At 48.1% G+C, this 22,694-nt stretch carries 21 protein-coding genes and 1 tRNA gene; 8 read left to right on the top strand and 14 right to left on the bottom strand.

Annotation, left to right across the window (positions count from 1 at the left end; genetic code table 11):
• Window positions 1-1,425: a divergent polysaccharide deacetylase family protein gene (locus ACI0FF_RS16380; protein ID WP_419797834.1), complete on the top strand. Its 1,425-nt coding sequence runs from the start codon at window positions 1-3 to the stop codon at window positions 1,423-1,425.
• A 1-nt stretch (window position 1,426) separates the two neighbouring features.
• Window positions 1,427-1,903, top strand: coding sequence for an RNA pyrophosphohydrolase (locus tag ACI0FF_RS16375; protein WP_419797833.1), 477 nt, complete (start codon window positions 1,427-1,429; stop codon window positions 1,901-1,903).
• Here ACI0FF_RS16375 and ACI0FF_RS16370 read toward each other — a convergent pair.
• A complete protein-coding gene (locus ACI0FF_RS16370) occupies window positions 1,895-2,104 on the bottom strand; it encodes a hypothetical protein (protein WP_419797832.1) in 210 nt (69 codons plus the stop codon). The two genes, ACI0FF_RS16375 and ACI0FF_RS16370, sit on opposite strands and share 9 nt — an antisense overlap.
• A gap of 65 nt (window positions 2,105-2,169) precedes the next feature.
• Between ACI0FF_RS16370 and ACI0FF_RS16365 the strand changes: the two genes are divergently transcribed.
• Window positions 2,170-2,814, top strand: coding sequence for an NnrU family protein (locus tag ACI0FF_RS16365; RefSeq protein WP_419797831.1), 645 nt, complete (start codon window positions 2,170-2,172; stop codon window positions 2,812-2,814).
• Here ACI0FF_RS16365 and ACI0FF_RS16360 read toward each other — a convergent pair.
• From ACI0FF_RS16360 to ACI0FF_RS16350, 3 genes are all read right to left on the bottom strand, one after another.
• The gene (locus ACI0FF_RS16360; RefSeq protein WP_419797830.1) at window positions 2,802-3,875 is read right to left on the bottom strand and encodes a PQQ-dependent sugar dehydrogenase; all 1,074 of its coding nucleotides are present in this window, start codon (window positions 3,873-3,875) and stop codon (window positions 2,802-2,804) included. The two genes, ACI0FF_RS16365 and ACI0FF_RS16360, sit on opposite strands and share 13 nt — an antisense overlap.
• Window positions 3,876-3,978: 103 nt before the next feature.
• Window positions 3,979-4,476, bottom strand: coding sequence for a xanthine phosphoribosyltransferase (gene gpt / locus ACI0FF_RS16355; protein WP_419797829.1), 498 nt, complete (start codon window positions 4,474-4,476; stop codon window positions 3,979-3,981).
• A 130-nt stretch (window positions 4,477-4,606) separates the two neighbouring features.
• Window positions 4,607-5,770: a hypothetical protein gene (locus tag ACI0FF_RS16350; protein WP_419797828.1), complete on the bottom strand. Its 1,164-nt coding sequence runs from the start codon at window positions 5,768-5,770 to the stop codon at window positions 4,607-4,609.
• 316 nt (window positions 5,771-6,086) lie between these two features.
• Here ACI0FF_RS16350 and ACI0FF_RS16345 point away from each other — a divergent pair.
• Window positions 6,087-6,163 (top strand) — tRNA-Arg (locus tag ACI0FF_RS16345).
• Window positions 6,164-6,250: 87 nt separating this feature from the next.
• Here ACI0FF_RS16345 and ACI0FF_RS16340 read toward each other — a convergent pair.
• From ACI0FF_RS16340 to znuA, 3 genes are all read right to left on the bottom strand, one after another.
• Window positions 6,251-8,110 carry a cyclic nucleotide-binding domain-containing protein gene (locus ACI0FF_RS16340; RefSeq protein WP_419797827.1) on the bottom strand — a complete coding sequence of 620 codons (1,860 nt, stop codon included), beginning with the start codon at window positions 8,108-8,110 and terminating at the stop codon, window positions 6,251-6,253.
• A gap of 179 nt (window positions 8,111-8,289) precedes the next feature.
• Entirely contained in the window at window positions 8,290-9,708 is a 1,419-nt protein-coding gene (locus tag ACI0FF_RS16335; RefSeq protein WP_419797826.1) for a tetratricopeptide repeat protein, read from the bottom strand.
• A 79-nt stretch (window positions 9,709-9,787) separates the two neighbouring features.
• Complete coding sequence (znuA, locus tag ACI0FF_RS16330; RefSeq protein WP_419797825.1) at window positions 9,788-10,711, bottom strand: zinc ABC transporter substrate-binding protein ZnuA; 924 nt, start codon at window positions 10,709-10,711, stop codon at window positions 9,788-9,790.
• A gap of 103 nt (window positions 10,712-10,814) precedes the next feature.
• Between znuA and ACI0FF_RS16325 the strand changes: the two genes are divergently transcribed.
• From ACI0FF_RS16325 to ACI0FF_RS16315, 3 genes are read left to right on the top strand one after another with little or no spacing between them, the layout of a single operon-like run.
• The gene (locus ACI0FF_RS16325) at window positions 10,815-11,618 is read left to right on the top strand and encodes an ATP-binding cassette domain-containing protein (protein ID WP_419797824.1); all 804 of its coding nucleotides are present in this window, start codon (window positions 10,815-10,817) and stop codon (window positions 11,616-11,618) included.
• Window positions 11,605-12,405 carry a metal ABC transporter permease gene (locus ACI0FF_RS16320; RefSeq protein WP_419797823.1) on the top strand — a complete coding sequence of 267 codons (801 nt, stop codon included), beginning with the start codon at window positions 11,605-11,607 and terminating at the stop codon, window positions 12,403-12,405. The genes ACI0FF_RS16325 and ACI0FF_RS16320 overlap by 14 nt, the downstream gene beginning before the upstream one ends.
• A 2-nt stretch (window positions 12,406-12,407) precedes the next feature.
• Window positions 12,408-12,794 carry a Fur family transcriptional regulator gene (locus ACI0FF_RS16315; protein WP_419797822.1) on the top strand — a complete coding sequence of 129 codons (387 nt, stop codon included), beginning with the start codon at window positions 12,408-12,410 and terminating at the stop codon, window positions 12,792-12,794.
• Here the strand turns inward: ACI0FF_RS16315 and ACI0FF_RS16310 are convergent.
• The 7 genes from ACI0FF_RS16310 to ACI0FF_RS16280 all read right to left on the bottom strand — a co-directional run bounded on the left by ACI0FF_RS16310 (window position 12,791) and on the right by ACI0FF_RS16280 (window position 21,890).
• Window positions 12,791-13,750: a nickel/cobalt transporter gene (locus ACI0FF_RS16310; protein WP_419797821.1), complete on the bottom strand. Its 960-nt coding sequence runs from the start codon at window positions 13,748-13,750 to the stop codon at window positions 12,791-12,793. The two genes, ACI0FF_RS16315 and ACI0FF_RS16310, sit on opposite strands and share 4 nt — an antisense overlap.
• Window positions 13,741-14,388, bottom strand: a complete 648-nt coding sequence (locus tag ACI0FF_RS16305; protein WP_419797820.1) for a DUF1007 family protein — start codon at window positions 14,386-14,388, stop codon at window positions 13,741-13,743. The genes ACI0FF_RS16310 and ACI0FF_RS16305 overlap by 10 nt, the downstream gene beginning before the upstream one ends.
• Before the next feature lie 81 nt (window positions 14,389-14,469).
• Window positions 14,470-15,183: a Crp/Fnr family transcriptional regulator gene (locus tag ACI0FF_RS16300; protein WP_419797819.1), complete on the bottom strand. Its 714-nt coding sequence runs from the start codon at window positions 15,181-15,183 to the stop codon at window positions 14,470-14,472.
• 449 nt (window positions 15,184-15,632) lie between these two features.
• Window positions 15,633-18,755, bottom strand: coding sequence for an efflux RND transporter permease subunit (locus ACI0FF_RS16295; RefSeq protein WP_419797818.1), 3,123 nt, complete (start codon window positions 18,753-18,755; stop codon window positions 15,633-15,635).
• The gene (locus ACI0FF_RS16290) at window positions 18,752-19,936 is read right to left on the bottom strand and encodes an efflux RND transporter periplasmic adaptor subunit (protein ID WP_419797817.1); all 1,185 of its coding nucleotides are present in this window, start codon (window positions 19,934-19,936) and stop codon (window positions 18,752-18,754) included. The genes ACI0FF_RS16295 and ACI0FF_RS16290 overlap by 4 nt, the downstream gene beginning before the upstream one ends.
• On the bottom strand, window positions 19,933-21,327 hold the full coding sequence (locus tag ACI0FF_RS16285; RefSeq protein WP_419797816.1) for an efflux transporter outer membrane subunit: 1,395 nt from the start codon (window positions 21,325-21,327) through the stop codon (window positions 19,933-19,935). Before ACI0FF_RS16285 ends, ACI0FF_RS16290 begins: the two co-directional genes overlap by 4 nt.
• Window positions 21,328-21,581: 254 nt before the next feature.
• Window positions 21,582-21,890: a hypothetical protein gene (locus ACI0FF_RS16280; protein ID WP_419797815.1), complete on the bottom strand. Its 309-nt coding sequence runs from the start codon at window positions 21,888-21,890 to the stop codon at window positions 21,582-21,584.
• A 140-nt stretch (window positions 21,891-22,030) separates the two neighbouring features.
• Between ACI0FF_RS16280 and ACI0FF_RS16275 the strand changes: the two genes are divergently transcribed.
• Window positions 22,031-22,663 carry a LysE family translocator gene (locus ACI0FF_RS16275; protein WP_419797814.1) on the top strand — a complete coding sequence of 211 codons (633 nt, stop codon included), beginning with the start codon at window positions 22,031-22,033 and terminating at the stop codon, window positions 22,661-22,663.
• The last annotated feature ends 31 nt before the right edge of the window (window positions 22,664-22,694 follow it).

Below are 22,694 nucleotides of genomic sequence, written 5' to 3'. Positions count from 1 at the left end.
ATGGCCGACGACACTCTCGACGACTTTGATCTGGATGAAGATGACGATATGCCCAGTGGGGAAAGCGGCGTTCCCGCCCCCACAGATTATGATGATGACTTCGATCTCGAAGACGATTTTGATTATGATGAAGGCGGTGGGGCATCCAAATTTAAAGAGCTGCTGAAAGACAAAAAAAAGCTGGCGATCGTTGGTGTTGCGGCATTGTTGGGGCTGTCGGCTATCGGCGGTGGGACATGGTATTTTATGTCTGATGGCGATGATGCGAACATGGCAGAGGCCGAAGCAACAAAATCCGGTGGTGTGGGAACAGCGGTTGGTTTGGCCCTGCAACAACAGGCAACATCCGGTTTGACACCGCAAACAAAATTGACGGCAGGCGGTGTGACGGGGGGCGCAAAACTGACAGCAGGTGCTGCTGCAACTGGTAAATTGACAGCTGGCGCTGCCTTGTCGAATGCTCCATCTAATCCAGCTCCTATGGGTGGGAATATGGGGGGCTATAACGCAGAAAACCTGGACGCACCGTTATCAACAGCCGCTGTTGGTGAGGTCGGTGTTATGATCCCGGCTGTTTTGCCGCAGGCCGTAGCTGGGTTGGGAACCCCAAAGGCCGCACAAGGGCCTGCCCAAGGTGTCGACGGGAAGTTGTTGGAACAAACACAAGAAGGTTTGCTGCCGATTATTTCAGAAGATGGTCGTGAATCCTGGAAAACATATGCCCGTCCCTTTGGTGGTGATCCAAGTAAACCCATGATCGGTCTTGTCATCACGGGGCTGGGTATGAGTGAAAGTTTGACGCAAGCCGTCATCGATCATGCACCGGCAGATGCAACACTGGCCTTTAGCCCCTATGGACGAGGGGTGAAACAATGGGTGGAAAAAGCCCGTGCAATGGGGCATGAGGTTTTATTGGAATTACCGATGGAAGCGGAAAGTTTCCCGGTGGATGACCCAGGGCCATTGGCCATGATGACTTCAAAAAAGCCGGACGAGAACCTGAAATTATTAAGCCTGATTATGGGACAGGCGCAAGGCTATACCGGATTTATCGGTGAATTTGGAACACGTTTTTTACGTGATGCCAAAGCGATGGCCCCGGTGTTGGGGGAATTGAAAGCCCGTGGTCTGTTTTTTATGGACCCCCGCACAGCACAAGGAAGTGTTTCGTTGGAAATGGCAGACCAAATGCAGTTGGCCCGCGCAATCGCCAACACTAAGGTGGAGACTGATGTGCCCCAAACACGGATACGGGCACAACTTGAAACATTGGCAGCGGTCGCTAAAAATCAAGGTATGACGGTTGCCATGATGCATGCGACCCCCAATAGTCTGGAAAGTTTGAAGACATGGGCCGGGAGCTTGCAAGACCAAGGTGTGCAATTGACCCCTATGAGTTTCTTGGCGGGAAGGCAAAAATCCTGAAATGGTCAATAAGAAGAAAAAAAAGGATTTACCCTATCGTCCTTGTGTCGGAATTTGTCTGATTAATTCTGAAGGTAAAGTCTTTGTGGCAGAGCGGCTGGATACGCCGGATGCATGGCAAATGCCGCAAGGTGGAATAGATAAAGGGGAAGATCCCGAAACGGCAGCACTGCGGGAACTTGAAGAAGAAATCGGCACCAAGAAGGCCCGCTTTTTAGGGCGGACCGAAGGGTGGCTGACTTATGATTTACCAGACGAGTTAATCGGGAAAGTCTGGAAAGGTAAATATCGTGGACAAAAACAAGTCTGGTTTGCATTTGCTTTCGAAGGAAACGATAGCGACATCAATATAGAAACAGAACACCCGGAATTTGCCCGTTGGCAATGGGTGGCATTGGATCAAATCGTCGATTTGATTGTGCCGTTTAAACGCGATATTTACGCTGAAATCGTACAGCAGTTTAGAAAACTAATTTAGCTGTTCGGGGGAGTTGGGACTTTCGGCCTCGTCTGCCGGTACACCAAGGGGGTCAACTTCAACACGATCTGCGATTAATTCGCAGGCGTCTGCATTGGTCAACATCTGTTCTTTCAGTTCCGGGTTTTGATCTGCAATTGCCCGAAAGAAGTTGGATGCCGCGCGTAAAAGTTTCGCAGCAAGTTCAGCATTGTTGGCCATAATATTTCCTTTATTTTATATCAGTATCCCTAGCCTAACGACCCGAAAGGAGCTTTGCAAAGATTATGTCGGATCTTTTGTTCAGTGTTGCGGTCTTTTTGGCTGCGCATATCATTCCATCCTATGCACCACTGCGTAATGGTGTGGTGGCGAAAATGGGGGAACGGACCTTTATGTCCGTTTATGGATTGGTCAGCCTGGCCTTGTTCGTTTGGTTGATCTATAGCTATCAGCAAGCCCCTTATATCGAACTTTGGATGATGAGCGAATGGATGCGCCATACCGTCTTATTCGTCATGTTTTGGGTTTGCTTGCTTTTGGTTTGTACGTTTTCACAGCCGAATCCGTTTTCTTTGGGATTGGGTGGTAAAAACTTTGACCCGGACCACCCCGGCATTGTTGCCCTGACGAAACATCCGGCTTTTTGGGCCTTTGCACTTTGGTCGTTTGTTCATATTTTACCCAATGGGGACGTGGCTTCTGTTCTCTTTTTTGGTTTGATGGGGGGGCTTAGTCTTTATGGCCCGATTTCTCTAAATAAGAAAAGACAATGCAAAATGGGGATGGAGGTTTGGCTGGATTTACAAAATTGCGTCAAAAAAGGCTGGCCGCATATTGGATGGTGGCGTTGGCTTCTCGCCCTTGTTCTTTATGGCGGATTAGTGATGGCGCATGGGCCTGTAATTGGTGTTATCCCTTATTCTTCATAATCAAGAATAAAGACGGCTCCTTCGGAATCATCTGAAATCAACAGACGCCCGTGGGCCCATTGTTCCAGATCGACAGGGCGGGCGATGGGGTGATCGTTTTCACCAAGGAAGCCGTCGATAAAGGCTTCTTCCCCTGAAATATTACCGCGTTCATCAAAGGGGTGAAAGGAAATGCGATACCCAACAGGGGTGCTGCGATTCCATGAACCATGTTGGGCAACGAAAAGCCCGTGATTATAACGTTCGGGGAAACGGTTTCCGGTGTAAAATTCGATTCCCAATGGAGCCACGTGTGCCTGAAAGGCATGAACGGGGGGGCGATTTGCCGGTGGTGTTTCATTGATAAAGTCGCTGATGCGGGATTGTCCGCCACCGAAATAGGGATAACCGAAATGTAAACCTGCGACTGGCGCGCGGTTTAATTCATCGGCAGGGATGTCATCTCCCATATTGTCGGCCCCATTATCGGTAAAAAATAAATCACGGGTGATGGGATCAAAGGCTAAGCCGACACTGTTACGCACACCGTGGGCAAAGACAACGGGGACCCATGTATCGGGATCAAAACGTAAAATGGTGCCTTCTATTCCCCGGATGCGGCAGATGTTGCAAGGTGCGCCAATGCTGACATAAAGGCCACCGTCTGGTCCAAAGACCCCGTACCGCCAACCATGCCAGCGTTTGTTTGGGAATTGATCAAAAAGGACTTCGGGTTCTGGTAGTTCTTTGGGCAGTTGGGTGCCGATTTTATAGCGGACCAGCCGGTGCTGTTCGATCACATAGAGAAAACCGTTTTTCCATGCCAAGCCATTTGGGACAATGAAGTTATTACTGAGCAGGCGTACTTCTTCCGCTTCTCCGTCTCGATTTACATCCAAAATCGCATAAATAGCGGTTTCACGAGTCCCGACAAAGACGATACCCAATTCCGGGACACCTACAAGTGTGCGTGCACCAGGGACATAGGCAAAGGTTTTCAGGCGAAAACCATCGGGTAAAATGGGATTTGCAAATGCCGGAAAAGACGCAAGAAGTGCCACAAGGAACAAGCAGATTTTCATATCAGAAGTATAGCAGGTTCACTTTGGGTGCGCATACAATAAAAACCTCCGCACAGTAATGTCTGAGCGGAGGTTTCTTATTCTTTAGGCAAAGGGCGTTCGATCAACCTTTGTCGGTTCCGATCGGCTTGCTGTATTGTAACTGGGTATCCCAAGGGAAGAAGACCCATGTTTCTTGGGCAACTTCTTTGACGAAGCTGTCAACCAAAGGACGACCTTCCGGTTTGGCATATAGGGTTACGAAGAAGGCTTTCGGCATCATTTCGCGCACGGCTTTGGCTGTTGTCCCTGTATCGACAAGATCGTCGATCATGAGCCAGCCTTCGCCGTCACCCGCCATGCTGGCTTCTTTCATGACATTGACGGAACCGCTCAATTCTGCGGCATCGTCGCGATAAGCCTCGACGCAAACGGTTTCGATCAGTTTAACACCCAGCTCACGGGCCATAATAGCTGCCGGGATCAGGCCGCCGCGTGTGATCGCGATAATGCCTTTGAATGTACCCTTTTTATGAATTTGACGGGCAAGGGCACGTGTATCTTTATGGACTTCAGCCCACGAAACTACTTCTGAAACGATATCGTCTTCCAAGGAGGTCATGACTTACCTTCAATTTTCTACGTAAAATGCCCCTTCTAATAACTTGAACGATCGGTCAAGTCAAAGAAGATAAAAAAGCCGACCCGTATTTTTTTAATCGGATCGGCTTTTTTACGTGTGGTCAATTGTCTTAGCGCAAGTATAGATGTACTTCGTTAGACTGTGCCGTACGGCTTGTGCTTGCACTTAAGGCTACGCGGCTAGGCGGAAGGCCCATTTCAGTCAGGCTTTGCAGAACTTGTTCTGCCTGACGACGCGCTTGTGTGGAGCCGAGTGCTTGTTGCCCGACCGCAGCTTGTTGCGGTGTAATGGCCACTAGATCGAAGGTCGCATCAGGGCGACGATCAAGAACCTGACTGACAGTTGTGTACAGCGCTTGCTGATAGTTGACTTTATTACGGTCAAAGCGAATGACAACAAGCGGACGACGGTTTGTCGGCAGCGCGCTGCGTTGGAAGCTTGGACGTGTAATGCTGGATGTAATGCCTGTTGCTGTCCCGCTCATGCGGTTGGACAGGGATGCACCGTAAATTTCACCGGCTTTGACGCCAGCAGCCAGTGCGTTCAGGTTGGCGCGTTCAGCAGCAACATAGTTTGTTTGGCGACGTACATCTTCGGTGACTTCTTTGAGGAGGCGTTCAATCAAAACAACGGTTTGATTGACCTCGTCCTGCAAAATTGCCAACTGACGATGATCTTCATCGACGGCACCGGACAAACCGAAAGCAGACTGAACAGATTCCAGCATATAAGCTGACATGGCAGAGTCTTCGGCGACTTTTTGTGCCAGAGAGCTCATTTGCGCAATGTCGCTGCTGATACGATCCAGATCGCTCAGTGAACTGTTGAATTGTTGAACCAGGATCGGGTTACCGGGGGTGGTGCCGACCTGTAAACGCGCGTTAATGGCGGCGACGGTGCCGTGATAACGTTGCGAATCCTGAACCGTTTTCCCACGTAATGCCTGCAATTCGCCGTTGTGGACGCGGATCTGGTCGATCAACTGTGCCAGTTCACCGCGCATGCTCACGACTTTTTTGCCAACAAACGTGCCCGTTGCTTCACCCTGTGTCACAGGGGCGGGATCGAAATTCGTTGTACCGAGGACGGGCTGACCCGTGCTGGCAATTGATTGACTAGCTGCGTCACCTTGCGCAGCTTGTTCAGACGTAGCAGTGTTTTCTGCCGGGTCTTCCCCTGTCAGGGAAGGCCATAATGCCTCTTCTGTAAAAGAGCACGCAGACAACGCGAGCGTTGTTACAACAATCCCTGCCTTTGACCACTTAAGAACCATAGTGTACGGCTACCTTTGTTTTAAGTCTCAAATTCGGCAGAGGATACTACCGAACTCTATGATTTGTTGATTTCCCCTGAGGTAAGCCCTTGGTTCCCCCCAGTTAAATGCGGGCAAATCTTACCCTAAATAAACCATAGGCGACAAGGGCGTATTTGTGTTTTTTTGCAATCTCCTAAGGATATTTAACCCAGAATGTAATTTTTTTGAAAAAAAGTGCATTTTTCCTCTTGACCGATGACCTTCATATCGCTACTTTCCGCGCCACCCCACAAGGGGTTGCCCAACGGTTCTTCCGGGACGGTAAATAAAATAAGCGCCCATAGCTCAACTGGATAGAGTACCTGACTACGAATCAGGCGGTTGGAGGTTCGACTCCTTCTGGGCGCGCCACTTTCAAAACCCCAAGGTTAACGCCTTGGGGTTTTGTTGCTTTTAGAGAAAGCGCACCTTCAGGGACAATTTTGCGTCTTTATAATTTTATTCTTCGCGCAATGTCTCCTCTTCAGCCGCTGTTTCGGTACTGTCATCAAAGTCTTCCAGTGTGAAATTCTCTGTGTTTGTTGGATCTTGTGTTTCAAGCAAGGGGCCAAGATCAATGGCGACTTCTTGTGCGCGTGTTAGATTTTTCTGGGTCACTTGTGCCAATTTAGTTGCTTTGCGGGCTTCGTAAACGTCTAAGGCGGCCTGAAACGCTTTGACGGCGGCATCGGCAGTTTCCGGTTTCCTTGTTTTTTGACAGAGCATAAACAAGGCGGACCCCAAATTATTTTGCGTTGCGGCCCACAACATGGGGGTATGGGTTTTGCTGCGCACAGCAAGGGCTTCGCGGCAAGCCTCGGCAGAGCGGGCAATCATATCCAGATCACCGCGCTGACTGCCTAACAATTGCAGGGCGCGGGCCAGGTGATGTTTGGCTTCCCCCCAGCGTTGCGGGGTGGCGGAAGCTGTAAAAACCTGCAAAGCATTTTGATAAGCCGAGATCGATTCCTGAAGGGCGTTATCGTCATCCCCAATTTGATCTTTTTTGTAAAGCAATTGCCCGATCATGGCCTGTAGATCCGCCCATTCGGTTGGAAAGGCGCTTTTTTCAAAGACCCGACTGGCTTCGCGTAAAGATTCAATAGCCGCCTCAAGCAGGTTTTTCTCCCCACCCATTTCAAACCAGCTGTTTTGCGTATAGGCAAGATGGCGATGGACAATCCCTTCCCACAGATCGCCGGAGCCACGCCGGATGGAGCGTAAAACCTTGAGATAGGTTTCTTCAGCTTCTTTCAGATAGATGGTTTTTTTTGTGAAATACCCGCAAGAGGCCATCAGGTTGGCCAGTCCGGTTTCAAAGCGGGCTTGTTGCGGTGTTTTTAATTCACGCATGCGTTTTTGCAAGGCGGGACGCGCATCGCTTAACGCGCTTTCCAGCAAGCTTTCCATACATTCGAGTTGGGTTTTATTGGACGGGATCAGGCCTGCAAGAACAACACCGTAAAGGTAAGGGGCAAGGGTATCGTCCAGTTCGCTGGGCATATCAATGCCATCGCAGGGCAATATGCTGCCGGCGCGTTCGTGGCGCAAAGGGTGTAACTGTGCCAGTCGCAAGTGAACGGTTTGGGCATTGTTTCGCGCCTGTCCCCAGACCAGCAGGTCACCATCCAGTTCGTTGAGCCAGCGCTGGGCGGTTGATTTCATCTGTCCCCAAACCATTGGGTTGTCATTGAAATCATTCAAGGCAAAAGGCGATTCGGTGCGGCGGATATTAATATGTGTACCGCTCAAACGTTGAGCTAATGTTTTCAAGCTTTCAAAGAAGGCTTCGGTGATTTGATTGTCCGGGTCATCATGAAAATCGGCGAGCAAAATTTCAAATGTGGCCTGACGCCCTTTGTCTGCACTGAATAAGCGTGAAAAGAATCCTTTTTTCTTTTGCGGACCACCAGCAGGTTTTGTGGGGTCATGTGAGGGCGACGTGACTTTGGATGAAATGCCTGCTTTGGCCAGCATTTCATCGGCAGCGCGCAGGCGTTCCACCAGTTTTGACATGACTTTGGAGGAAAGGTCAGGATCGGTTTGAATGCCTTTCAGCAAATTTTCCGGCTGTATTTCTTTGAGTGTCGATGGCCCGACGGCACGGGCTGTGGCACTGCGGGGGCTTGCGTCAATGATGCCCATTTCACCAAATAGCTCACCAACTTTCAAGTTGGCAAGACGCACGGCACCGTGTTTGCTGTTTTTGGTCAGCTCAACAGCACCCTTAATGATGACATAGGCAGCGCCGCTGGCTTCGCCTTCATTAAAAATAATTTCGCCGTCTTTAAATTTTTTGATGGTCCCGCCGTCGGACATCTTTATCTTACCTCTTTCAAGCCTTTCTGCATTATACAGAAATTCTCTTAAGGGAAAATTATCATGCAAGAAAATGAAATTGTAAATGCAATCTCCCGTTTGACAGGGGGATATGTCTTGTAAAATAGGGCGTTGCGCGACTGCAAGTTACGTCTTTCGCAGCGTGTGATAATCTATGGTTATGCGGGGTCGGTATCTCTATTGCGCATCAGGCGCAGACGTTTTTCATCCAGCGCGCGATAAAGTTTTCTGAAACAACCTTCCCAATCACCAGGGTGATCCTGCCTGAAAAGGCGCATATTGGGGTACCATGGGCTATCGCTTCTGTGCCACATCCAGCGCCAATCGGGGGTGAACGGCAATAAGACCCAGACTTCTTTGCCCATAGCCCCGGCTAAATGAGCCACAGAGGTATCGACGGTGACAACAAGGTCCAGTTGGTCGATAAGTGCGGCACTATCGGCAAAATCTTTTAAATCTTTGCCTGTGTCGATGATCATGCAATTGGCCCCTGTCGTAATCAAATCTTTGCAGGCAGGCCCTTTTTGCAGGCTGAGCAATGTGGTGTGTAGATCATTGGCCAGCGGGAGAAAGAGGTCAAGAGGAACAGATCGTCTGCGATCATTCTGATGGGTTGGACTGCCAGCCCAGACAATGCCGATGTTCATCCCCCCCTTGGGTGCAGGGCGAAGTTGAAGGGGGTGTTTGTCCGGTTTGTGTAAATAAGGTGGTGTGCCGGGGATGTAGTTTTCACGAATACCCAGAATATGCCCCAAGCTCATCAATGGAACCCAGAAGTCAAATGCAGGGGGCACCTGCCCACTGAGGACCAATTGATCCACCCCGTCAATTTGTTCAAATAGGCGCATTAGCTCAGGCGGGGTTTCTAAAATAATGGTGCCGCCGAATTTTTCTTTAAGGGTGGGAAGCAGGCGAGCAAATTGGATGGCATCACCAAAGCCTTGTTCACGGTGAATGAATAATGTGCAATCGGTTAAGGCCTCACCATTCCAACGTGGTTGGGTGAAGGTGCGGGGCGGGCTGCGATCAAGGGACCAACGGGCATCATATTCACCAAAACCGGTTTCGAAATCACCGGACATCAGATAAGTGAGCGCACGGTCCCAACGGCAATTCTTATAATTAGGGTCGATTTTTAGAATTTTATTGAAGAGGGTGATGGCATCCTGACATTTCCCCGCATCGCGCAAGACCAAGGCGGTGTTATAAAGATACAGAAGATCATTTGGCATCAGCTCGATGGCTTTTGTATGGGCTGCAAGGGCCTCTTCTACGCGGTCAAGATCATTCAAGACGTTGCCCATATTGGAATAGGTCGCTCCATGATTTGGGCGTATGGCAAGGGATCGTTTGTAACAGGTCAGGGCTGCAGAAAAACGTCCTAGTTTACGTAAGGCCACCGCCATATTGTTATAGGCATCAGCAAAGGTTGCATCCATCTGGGTGCACTGTGTGTAATATTTAAGAGCTTCGTCCAGTTGGTTGGCTTCATGCAGGCGCACGGCTTTTTGAAAAAGCAGTTGTGCTTTTTCTTGCGGGGGCAATTTGTGGAAATCAAGAGCAGGGGGCGTCGTCATGAAAAAAGCTAGCGTCCAGTTTGTGATCAGGACGCTAGCTTATACAAAAAGTTCAGAGTTCAAAAGACAGAATGTAAGATCAAGACTTCAAGCAACTTTCAAGAGAAGTCGCAATATTATCCATAAGTTTGAAATACATATCAGCTCCGGGTTCAAGAGTGGCCCCTAACGGGTCGAGTTGTCCAGCTTTTGCATTGCTGCCTTCAATAACAGTATGAACGAGTTTGGGTTGGAATTGCGGTTCGCTGAAGACGCAAACGGCTTTTGAATCCTGAATGGTATGACGGACTTCGCCCAGATGTTTGGCGCCAGGCATACGTTCTGGTGACAAGGTGACGTTTGCCACAATGTTCAGACGAAAACGGTATTCAAAATGTGCATAGGCATCATGAAACACAACAAAGGGAATGTGGTGAATACTTTCCAGTCGATGACCGATATCATGTGCCATTTGGTCTAGACGGTCGTGCATTTTTTCGGCGTTCGCACTGTATTGGGCTTTGTGTTGCGGGTCGCGCTGGATCAGGGTTTGGGCAATTTTCCCGACCATCGCTTTGGCATTTTGGGGATCCAGCCAGAGATGCATATCCATCTCACCGTGATGATGTTCATGTTCATCGTGGTCGTGATGTTCTTCTTCTTTGTGGTCGTCGGTCTCGTCATGGTTTTTAATCATGTGAAGACCGGCAGCATCTTCCATTGCGACGACGGTGGCTTTTTGACCCAAAGATTTTAACGGGCTTTCCATGAAAGTTTCCAGCTCGTCCCCGATCCAGAAAATAACATCGGCCTGTTGTAGGTTTTGGGCATCGGATGGGCGTAAGTGATAATCATGGGGGGAACCTGCACCTCCCACAATAAGGGTTGGTTCACCGACACCAGACATCACACCAGCAACCAAAGAATGTAACGGTTTGATGGTGACGGCAACATCCAGCGCGAAAGCGGGGAGGGAAAAAGTGGCAAAGGCAAGGGCAGTGACAAGAGAGAGAGGGCGTTTCATGGGAAGTCCTAAATGAAATGTTATATTATAACAATATTTACGTAATGATATAACGTATGCTAAAAGACCGATCAAGCAGAAAAAAATGAGAAGGTGATCTACCTTGAATACCCAACAGCAGGACCTGATTGCATTGGATGGCGCGGGCGTTTATCGCCAAGGGCGTTGGTTGATCCGCAATGTGGATTTATATGTCAAACCGGGTGAAATCGTGACATTGATCGGCCCTAATGGTTCCGGGAAAAGCACAACGGTAAAATGTGCGATCGGGTTGGAAAAGGCAGATGAAGGGCGCACCAGGCGCAAATCTGATTTAAGTATCGGTTATGTTCCACAAAAATTTTCCGTCGATGCGACTTTGCCTTTAACCGTTCGTCGCCTGATGACATTGGGGGCGCGTTACAATGCAAGTCAAATTGAGGATGCGTTGGATCAAGTGGGATTAAACGGGCGTACAGATGACTTGGTACAACATCTTTCCGGTGGAGAGCTCCAGCGTGCCCTTCTGGCCCGTGCCTTTATTGGAAAACCGGATTTACTGGTGCTGGATGAACCGGTTCAGGGTGTGGATTACGCTGGTGAAGCCGCCCTTTATGATCTGATTGGGCGTTTTCGCGATGATACTGGATGCGGGGTTTTATTAATTTCACATGACCTGCACGTCGTGATGGCAAAAACGGACCGTGTTTTGTGTCTGAACGGTCATGTCTGTTGTACCGGCACCCCGCAAAGTGTGATGTCTAGTAAACAATACAGCGACCTGTTTGGCGCACGTGCGGCTGAATCTATCGCGATTTATCGACATCACCATGATCACACGCATTTATCGGATGGCCGCGTTTTACATGCGGATGGCAGTGTCAGTGATCATTGTCATAATGAAGGGGAAGGCCATGATCATGCTTGATGATTTTTTCACGCGTGCCTTAATCGCGGGTGTCGGCTTGGCTTTGATTGTCGGGCCGTTGGGGTGCTTTGTCGTTTGGCGCCGTATGGCCTATTTTGGCGATACAATGGCCCATTCCGCCCTTCTTGGGGTAGCGCTTTCCTTTTTGTTTGATATTTCAATGACGCTGGGGGTATTTGGTATCGCAGCGCTTGTGTCTTTATTATTGGTGTTTTTGCAGAAAAAGAAAACCCTGCCGACAGATGCCTTACTGGGGATCTTATCACATTCCACTTTGGCGATTGGATTGGTCTTGGTGGCGTTTATGGCGTGGTTGCGCCTTGATCTGATGGGGTATTTATTCGGCGATATTTTGGCGGTTTCCAAAGGCGATATTGCCCTGATATATGGCGGGGGCTGTGTGATTTTGGCCATATTGGGGCTGACATGGCGTCCCTTATTAGCTGCCAGTGTCAGTGAAGAATTGGCGGAGGTTGAAAGGTTGAACCCACAACGCAGCAAGTTGATTTTTATGTTATTGATGGCGGCCGTTGTGGCGATTGCGATTAAAATTGTTGGTATTTTACTGGTGACGTCTTTGTTGATTATCCCTGCGGCGACAGCACGGCGATTTGCCCCCTCCCCGGAGATGATGGCTTTGCTGTCATCGTTGATTGGCGGTGTGGCTGTTGTGGGTGGTTTGTTCTTATCGTTGCATTACGATACGCCGTCCGGCCCTTCTGTTGTGGTTGCGGCTATGCTATTGTTTGTCCTGAGTTTATCTATGCCGTCTCAAAGGGGTTCTTAAACATGAAACTAACAAAAAATCAGGAACTTGTTTTTGGGCGATTGCAAAAATCCAGCACGCCGCAAAGTGCCTATGAGTTATTGGACAGCCTGCGTGAAGATGGCTTGCGTGCACCGCTGCAAATTTATCGGGCTTTGGATAAATTGATTGAAATGGAATTGGTTCATCGTCTGGAAAGCGTGAATGCGTTTATCGCATGTAATCATGGGGATCCTCACTGTCACAGTGGATTTTGTGCTTTTGCCATATGCGAAGCCTGTGGGCAGGTGACGGAATTTAGTGACAGTGTGATTTCGACACAGCTTCAGGATTGGGCACAGGCCAGTCAGTTTAAAACCAAAAGCACGACGGTTGAAATTCGTGGCCTGTGCGCCAACTGTAAGACCTAAAATAAAGGATGGCTCGTCTGGCTGGCTTGCAAGAGCAAGGACAGGCCGATGGCAAAGATAAATGCTCCCCCGCTGATAGCGGCAATAAGGGATAGGTTTTGCATGAAGGATCCACTTTGGCGTTCGGCAATGTAGAGGGCTGTTTTGCGAAAATAAATGGCGAGAAAGGCAAGGCTGCTGACCGTAATAGCCGTCCCAAGCGAAATCGCCATAACTGCGGCAATCCCGGCAAATCTCAAGCCGATGAGCTCGGCAAAAATCAACATCAAGACGGAACCGCTGCACGGGCGAATACCAACGGAAAAGATGATGGCGAGAACATCTTTTAAACTGCTTTTTGGTGTTAAAAGCGAAGGGTCGGGGGCGTGGCTGTGACCACAGGTCGTGCAGACATGGTCACTATGGTGGTGGTCATGTTCGTGTGTATGGTGATGCTCATGTTCATGTTCATGATGATGAGAGCGATTGAGTCGCCATAACGCTTGCCCCCCGCGTTTCACCAAGACCAACCCAATCAGGGCGATGAGGCCGAAACTGACCATTTCCAGCATGGGAACAGCATCTTTTGCATCGGATCGGGAAAGGCCAATGATACCCACCAATCCTTCAACCAGTATTATGGCACTTAATCCTTGAACAAAAGCGGATGCAAAAGAGAGGGCTATGCCTTTTTTCAACTTGCTTTCGTGGCTGAGAAGATAAGTGCCGATAACCGCTTTGCCATGACCGGGACCTGCGGCGTGAAAGACCCCATAAAGAAAACTGATGGTGATCATGGCCCAGATGGCATGGATCCCGCCATCCTGAATGGCGCGAATAGCCCCAGCCATTTCACGGTGGAAAAGTTGTTGTTGGGTGCGAATGTAGAAGATCATTTCTGACCAATAGCCAGCCTCGTTCGCAAAGGCATCAACAGGAAAAAGCAGGAAGACAAAAAGAAAGAGGATTATTGGCATGAGATTTCGACATGTTGGGCAAAATAAATACCGATACCGTCACCGGCGCTTTCTGACTTGTCCATTGCTGCTGCCATGAGGCTCATTTCCTTGGGCGGTTCAGGGTTCTTTAAACGGTAACTGCATCCCAATGCGCCCTTGCCGCTGAGTTGTACTGGGTCTCCAGTGGCGGCATGTAGAATTTCGACATAATAGGTTGGGTCATAGACGGCGTAATCGATTTTATGGGCTTTGGGATCAATCGGTTCTTGCAGCATGACGCTGAATTCCATCCATAAACGATTATTTTCGACAAAGGTTTTATAATCGCGAACAGGTTGGTAGGCGGGTTTTTCCCCGTCTTTATGGATGAATGTGAAGTAAGAGTATTCCGATAGGTTTTTCAGGTTGGTTTCTGCAAGGCTATTGAGGGCTTTTTGATCATATTTACCATTTTTGTCCGGAACCATGCCTTCAAGTGTGAAGGCAGAATAAAAATCATCAAATAACCAACCTTGCCACAAGCCGATCACATGCCCTTGATCATTAAAAATCAGGCTGGTTTCCAAATCAATCCACGAATGAGGATGAGCCTTGGCTGAGGTCTGAGCCAAGGCAAAAAAGAGGCAGGTCAGGAAAAAACGATATAGAAGCGGCATTGAATTGTCATGTTATAATGTTACATCTAGAGGAATGTAGCATATTAACACACCAATGCAATGCTCCTTTTTAAAGTAGCTTCAGTCTTCCTGAATCATATCGTGCAAGGCTTCCCGGTCCAAAATGGTGATAAGCCCCTTCTTTTCATCAATGAGATTGAGTGACTTAAACTTTTTTAGAAGGCGCGACAGGCTTTCTACCGTGATCCCCGTAATGTTGGAGAGGTCTTTTTTGCTGACAGGCAAATGGAAAGTTACTGTATTTGCATCTGGGTCGATATGTTTCGACATTGTAAAAAGCAAAAATGCAAAACGACTACGAATGGTTTTAGTCACAGTTAAAAGTAACTTTTCTTCCATTGCGCCTAAGTCCTGCTCAATGAGATTGATCAGGTCTTGGCGAACCTTGGGGTTTTTATCAATGGCAGCTTTAACGTCATATTTGCTGAGCATACAGAGGGAGACAGGCGTCAGGGCTTCAGCAGATGTTTTATGAGGCTTGCCAAATAAGACAGACCTATAGCCAAAATTTTGTCCCGGAAAAATCAGTTTCATCACAGCAGATGTACCATCGCTGCCATATTTACGAATGGCGACAACACCCTTTTTCAGGCAATAGACACCTTCACAAGCATCGCCTTCGAGAAAAACGGGTTCCCCTTTTTTAAAATCGAGGCATTTTTTTCTCAGACTGCTTTCGGCGACGATATTATCCAGCTGGCCTTCCAGCAAATGTGCATTGCTTGCCCTACAGACGGCACAGTGCAGGGATGAATTATGTGAACAATCGTTCATGCAAAAACTTTCCGCTTTATTGTTGTCATTATAAAAAGTTTCTCGGTCAGTAGTAATCTATGGGTAAAATTACGTATTTTTAGAAATGTTTCAATGCTAAACTAGGCTATAAAGTATGATTTTTAGTACTGCCTTGTGTAGATAAGCCTGTAGTTATTCAAGATATGGCAATCTAAAATTGAGTTACAAGATTTGAATGAGGTATGTATTTTAAAGGCTTACAAACCAGGGTTGAGGTTTTTCTTCCCTTATTTGTTAAAAATGGTTCTACTTATGCTAGTGGAGTAAAAAATCTTTACTGACAATTAGAATGTAAATAGAAATTTTATTATCTGATTGGTCATGCTCGTCTATAGCTAAAAAATGGGAAAGAGAATTGTTTTCTAAGGAATGTAGCTTGGATTCGTAATTTAAAAATATTCTAATCTTATTTGGTTAAATTATTGATATCAATGCATTTTACTTTTAGCTTTATTAAGTGTGTAGAGCTGGCTGAGGAACTGGCGGGCATGTTCCAGCAACATATAATTTACCGGGATCATAATTAAGGTGATGAAGGTGGCAAATAATATGCCGAACCCTAATGATATCGCCATAGGAATGAGAAATTGCGCTTGTGTTGATTTTTCAAACAATAAGGGAACAAGACCGATAAAAGTGGTTAAACTGGTCAGCATGACGGGGCGAAAACGTGCTGTTCCGGCATTTAGAATGGCGCGTTGCAAGACCATGCCACGTTCGCGTTGCTGGTTGATGTAATCGACAAGAACAAGGGCATCATTTACGACAACACCGGTCAGGGCCAGCATGCCCATAAGACTGAGCAAGGTCAGGTTGCTTCCCATGATCCAGTGGCCAAGGACAGCGCCGACAAGACCGAAGGGAATAACGCTCATGACAATAAAGGGCTGTGTATAGGATTTGAACGGTATAGCCAGCAGTACATAAATGGCAAACAAGACCCCTAGTAAGGACCAACCGAGGGAGGCAAAAGATTCCCGTTGTTCGCGTGCCTCTCCTTCCAGACTATAACCGACATCGGGGTAACGTGTGACCAGTTCATCCATAAAATCGCGTAGGCTGGCGGTCAGTACTGTCATATTCGTTTTGCTTTTTTCGATATCAGCACTGATATTTACGGTGCGAAAACGATCGATCCGATTGATGGCAGACGGTCCTTTTCCGGGTTTTAAGGTGGCGACCTGTGCCAATGGAATTTCGTTGCCATTGCTTGTTTTAATCAACAGGCTTTGCAAGTTTGAGATGGAGCGACGTTCCTCCAACGGCAGGCGAACCATGACTTTTACATCGTCACGTCCGCGTTGAATACGCTGGGCTTGTACCCCGTAGTAGGCATTTCTGATTTGGCTGGCGACTTCCTGACGGGTAAGGCCGATGGCTTTTCCTTGATCGGTGAGTTCAATCTGCAATTCTTCTTTGCCATCGGAAAGGGTGTCTGAAATGTCAAACACAGTGGGGTAGGTTGCAAGATGATCTTTAACGATTTCACTGACTTTGCGCAGTGTTTGCAGGGAATTAGCGCTTAATTGAATATCTATGGGGTCCCCACCGCGCCCGAGTTCAGCACGATAGGTGATACTCTCCGCCCCGGCAATATCCCCGTTAAGCTGACGCCATTCATTGACCAGTTGTTGTGAGGAAATTTCGACATTGCGTTGTTCAGGGGGGGTGATTTCAAACCGTACGCGCCCTTCGTTGCTGGTGCCACCGCGCCCGCCGGTAACAGACAGGATGTTGAGGATAAAGCTTTCGCCAGTTTCCGGGTTGCGATATTTCTCACGGAGTTTTTCCGCATTTTTTGACAAGCTCAGAACATGGCGGTTGGTCACCTCAAACGGGGTTCCGGCAGGCATGGTCAAGGTCACACGTACCGTTTCACTGGGGATACGTGGGAAAAAGGTGAATTTGGTCCAGCCGCTGAGGATCAGTGCAATCAAGATACAAAAGATCGACAAAAAGGACAGTAAGGTCGTCAACTTGTTGTTTAAACAGACATCCAGTATAGGGCGATAGTGTTTTAAAATGGCACGTTCAAAACCATCGGCAAATTTTTGTTGATATTTTTCGAACCGACTGACTTTAGTTTTTTGCGTTCTCAGTTTTATGTGCTTGAGATGGGAGGGGAGCACAAATTTTGATTCAATAAGAGAAAATAGTAAAATCGGGATGACAACGGCTGGGATTTGGCTGAACATCGGACCACGCATACCTTCGATAAAGGCAAGCGGTAGAAAGGCGGCAGCCGTTGTTAAAACACCGAAAGTGACGGGCTTTGCGACCTCAAGTGTCCCATTGATGGCGGCATCTTCACCGGATTCTGCCCGGTTCAGGTGGGTATAGATATTTTCTCCGGTGACAATCGCGTCATCCACGACGATCCCTAAAACTAGAATGAACCCGAATAGACTCAGGACATTCAAGGTGACACCGAAGACAGGCATCAGCAGAAACGCCCCCATGAAAGAGATAGGGATTCCGATAAAAACCCAAAATGCAATGGCAGGACGTAAAAACAGGGTTAAGAGCGCCAAGACCAGAATACCACCTTGTAAGGCACTGTTGGTCAGGGTGGAAATCCGGTTTTTAACAATGGCGGAATCATCGTCCCAATAGCTCAGCTCATAACCTTGCGGCAAGGTGGCTTGACGATCTTTAATGAAGGTTTTGATCTTATCGGCAACATCAATCGCGCTTTGATCCCCGATCCGGTACACCTCGATAAAGACGGCATTTTTTCCGTTGAAACGCGTGCGAACCGGGGTTTCTTCAAAACCATCGTTGATCTGGGCAATGTCTTCCAATAGCAGTTTAGAACCGTCTTTATTGGTTTTGATCGCAATCTTTGCAAAGTCGTTTTTGCGATAGGCCTGCCCGGAAGAACGTAGCAAAATATCACCACCTAAGGTGCGTAAATTCCCGGATGAAATATCAATACTTGATTTGCCGATGGCACTGGATATGTCACTCAGTGTCAGGCCATATTGGCGCAGACTGTTTTGCGAGACATTGATGGTGATTTCGTAATTGCGTATGCCGTCCAGTTCCAATTGGGTTACACCGTCAAGGCGTAACATTTCATCACGTAAATTTTGGGCGTATTCGCGGGTTTCCTGTTCGCCATAATCACTGGCAAGGGTTACGGTAATGACATCATGGGTGTGTTGGGCCAATGAAATCACCGGGCGTTCGGCATCACCTGGGAAAGTGTTGACCGCATCGACCCGGCTTTTGATATCGGCAAGCAAGGTCTGCGGGTCGTAATTATCATCAATATCGATGTAAACGACGGCGCTGCCTTCACCAGAGGTACTGCGGATTTGATCAATACCTTGCAGGTCCTGCACGGCTTCTTCAATACGGATGGTAACGCTTTTTTCAACATCCTGCGGTGTTGCACCGGGTAGGGAAACTCTGACGGAAACCACATGGGTTTCAAATGAGGGAAAAACTTCCAGCGGGATGCTGGTGTTCAGGCTGAACAGGCCGGCAACCAGAATGCTGATCATCAGAAGATTGGCGGCAACACTGTTTTTGGCAAACCAGGTAATCATGTCTGTTTGCCCTCAGCGGTATCGCTACTCTGTATGACCTTGACGGCTGTGCCCGATGTCACATTGCCAAGCGGTGTCAGCACAAGATTTTCGCCCGATTCCAAACCTTCGGTGATGAGGGCATCTTCCTGATTTTGCCATAAAATATTGATGTCGCGCCGGTTGATTAATCCCTCTTTTTCGACATAAACAAAACTACCTTGATAGATCGTGCTTGTTGGTATTTTGATCGCATCGGGTAAAGTGATCCCGATGATACTGGCGGTGACATATTGGCCGATTTTAATCAAGGGACCTTGTTGGCTAAATGGGGATTCGATTTGGGCAATAGCATAAAGCTGTTGTGTGTCGCTGTCGATGGCCCCTTCGGTTCTGACCAGATTGCCTTGCCATTGTTGACTGCCGATCAGGTCTGAATAAAGCAAGACTGGGGTTGGGCCGTTTGTATTGTCGTTTTGGGCATTTTCTGTTGGCAAATCAATCAGGGGCAGGTCTTTGTTTTTGATCGGTAGGCGGACTTCCACATAATCGGTGGCATAAATGTCGGCCAGTTGGGCATTGGCGGCAACAACTTGTCCCATATCGACATATTTGGTCAGAATACGCCCATCAAAGGGGGCTTTAATCTCGGTCCGCTCGAGATCAAGACGGGCGATATCCAGTTGGGCTTGGGCAGACAGAACGCTTGCCTTGGCGGCTTCCAGTTGGGGGATGCGTAAAACCAGATCGTTGGGCTTGCCTTTTTTACCCAGTCTTGCCCAATCATCGCGGGCTTGTGCGGCATGGGCGGCTTCTTCAGACAAGGTCTGTTTGGCAAGGATAAGGTCGGCTTCTGCCACTTTGACCTTGGCACGGTAATCGCGGGCATCCAGTTTGATCAGGATATCCCCTTTTTTAAAGAAACCACCTTCGCGGAAATTGTCGTTAATATCGATAATCTGGCCGGATACTTGCGCACTCAGCAGGGTTTCGGTGCGGGGACGAACGGTGCCGTAACTGTCAATGGTGACGTTAAAGGGTGCGCGTTCAATAACTTGGGTACGCACCGGAATTTTTGCAGTTGCGGCAGCTTTGCCGTATTGGGCTTGCGGTGGATTTTTCATAATCAGCGCAACAGTTAAGGCCGTGAGGGCAATAAGGGCAACAGGAAGGGCGATTTGTAAAAGCTTTTTGTGTTTCATCGGGCTTCCTCAACGTCTGTTTTCGCTTGGGCGAAATCTCCGCCTAAGGCCAGATGGAGTTTAATACGGTTAGCGGCCAACTGGCTTTGAATTTTGATGGCACTGACTTCCGCATCATAATAGCGGGTCTGCGATTCCAGTACGGTGGTATATTCAACCAGGCCACGTTGATATTGCTGGAAAGAAAGGTCTGCTGCAATTTTTGCGTTTTCAGCAGCATATTTTGTCGATTCAAATCTTTTTTCAAGGCTCAGTTCTTCTGAAATGGCATTTTCGACTTCTTTGTAAGCCTCAAAAACGTCACTTAGATATTGTGCTTCGGCTTGACGTAGTTCTAAACGCGCGACTTCTTCGGCAGATGCGAGTTTACCGGCATCAAAAATCGGGGCGCTTAAACTCCCTAGCAAGGACCATGCAAAAGGGGCACCGCTAAATAACTTATTGGCAAGGGTTGCGGAATCCTTGATGTCAGCTGAGAATTTCAGGCTGGGTAAACGGGCTTTATGGGCATAGGCAAGGGCGGCATTTGCAGATAACAGATCACGCCAGCTTGCATTGAGGGAGGCTTTGCGCTCGATTAAATCCTTGGGGAGGCCGGTGCGCATCGGGCTGTTTAAAACCGGGAGATCATCGTTAATGGCACGCAAACCTTTCGGATATTCCCCCAGATAGCGTTCCAAGGTGCGGATGGCGGTGGTGATGACGGTTTTTTGTTGTTCAATCGTGGCTTGTTCCGCATCGAGTTCGTTACGCACGAGATAGACATCAAGGGCTTCGTTCAATCCTTTTTCATAGCCGCTTTCAATGATGATGCGATTATCTTGTGCATTGGCAAATCGTTGCAGATAAAGGCTTAACAATTTTTTGGCCTCAATAATATCCAGCCATGCGGTTGCAACGTCAGCGGCCAATTGTTGGCGGGCCTGTTGAAATGTGGCCTGCGTCGACATCAAGGCGAGCTTGGCTTCGCGCTCGCTATCCGACATTTTGCCCCAGACATCCAGTTCATAAGCGAGATCAAGGCCGATGGAGGCTGCGTTGGTCGCCGCCCCGCCTTCTGTCAGGCCGGAACGTTTTTGTGAAAAGTTGAAATCCAGTGTCGGAAAGAAAGAACTCTGTGCCGAGAGGAGCAGTTGTTCCTTGATCTGGAGATCATAAGCCCGTTTTTTTAGCTCGATATTATGTTGCAGGGCGCGATCGATCAGGCTGGAAAGCTCTGTACTTTGGAAGCTATCGATCCAGTTTTCATCAATGGGGTCGATTTGTACGGCTTCCTGCCAATTGGCCGGCGCTTCAATGGCATCACGCGTCATCAGCCGATTAAGATCGGCATTACAGGCACTCAGGGCCAGACACCCGCCTACGAGCAAAAAGGTCTTTAAAGACATCATCGGTTTACAAAACTTTTAATCAATTAAATCAATTGCAATAAATGCATGTTTAACAAGATTATGTAACTCTGAAATGTCTTGGAAGTCCCTTTGTGTAACGAATTGTAACAAGGTGGGGTGAGAGGGGAGAGGGGAGAGGAAGGGCGTTCGAAATACCTTTTGAGGGTAAGTCGCTTTACGGTAAAAGTTGATGAGATAGGCTTTTTTTGAGGGGCGAGTCTAATTCGGTGGCTGTCCCCTGAACTCAACAGGTCCTAAGCTCCCAGTTGCTGATTTATTCTTGCTTCCAAAAGTTTTGCTTTAGGAGTTAAGCAGACGAGTTTCTCACGACCATTGACAGGGTTTGAGACTCGGTTAACTAAGTCTAGTTCTTCTAGGTAATCAAGTTGCTTTGCTATTGCGGATTTTGTTAGGTCCATTCTGTTTGCGTAAGTCTGTGGACTCTGCTCCGGTACCGTGAGTACGTCTAAGAAAACATAAACAGTCTTCAAGGGAAGCGTCTTGCGTGAGGTGGTTAGGCTCATAAATTCGCTCAAGATCATCTTCAAGTTATTTTTCTTCATTATGGAGGTTCTCCTTCTTCAGCACGGTAGTTCCAGTTCTGGGTACAGTTACCAAGCTTTTGGTTTAGGGGTCACGGACTATAGCTAAATCTGATATCATATTTAAGCCTAGGCGTTTTTTTGAAAAGGGAATACATGGGATGGATCTTTTGCTTGTTGTTCTTCCGATTATCGGAACGTTATTAATCGGTGCGATCAGCCCGGGGCCGAGTTTTATCGTTGTGGCTAAATCGTCTTTGGGTGGTTCCCGGGGCAAAGGGGTTGCGGTTGCGTTTGGGATCGGATTGGCCAGTGCCGTTTTTGCCGTGCTGGCTTTGGGCGGTTTGCACGTTATTTTTGAAACTGTGCCCCGGCTTTATGTCGGATTTAAAGTTTTGGGCGGGAGTTACCTTGTCTATCTCGCATACAAAATATTTGTAAATGCGAAAAACCCTTTATCCGAGGTACGGGTTCAAACGGGACAACAGGCGAAACGTCCGATGCTCAAGGGTGTGATTCTTGGTTTCTTGACGCAAATCAGCAATCCAAAAACAGCCATTGTTTTTGCCAGTGTCTTTGCGACGTTTATGAACCGCGAACCGGACATGGTGCTGTACCTTGTATTGGTTCCGATGATTTTTCTGCTGGAATTCGTCTGGTACACAGTTGTCGCCGTTCTGTTATCGAACAGCAGGCCCCGGAAAATCTATGCGCAGGCAAAGACAACGATTGACCGTATAACAGCAGGTCTTTTAGGGGCTTTGGGGATCAAATTGGTGAGCGACACCCTTTAAATACTAAGCATAAAAGGGGTGACATGATCAC

The sequence above is a fragment of the Terasakiella sp. 4MB5A genome, assembly GCF_050058155.1.
Lineage (GTDB): Bacteria > Pseudomonadota > Alphaproteobacteria > Rhodospirillales > Terasakiellaceae > Terasakiella > Terasakiella halodenitrificans.
Note: the sequence above shows the minus strand (reverse complement) of the source record. Positions and strands in the feature narration are given on the sequence as shown.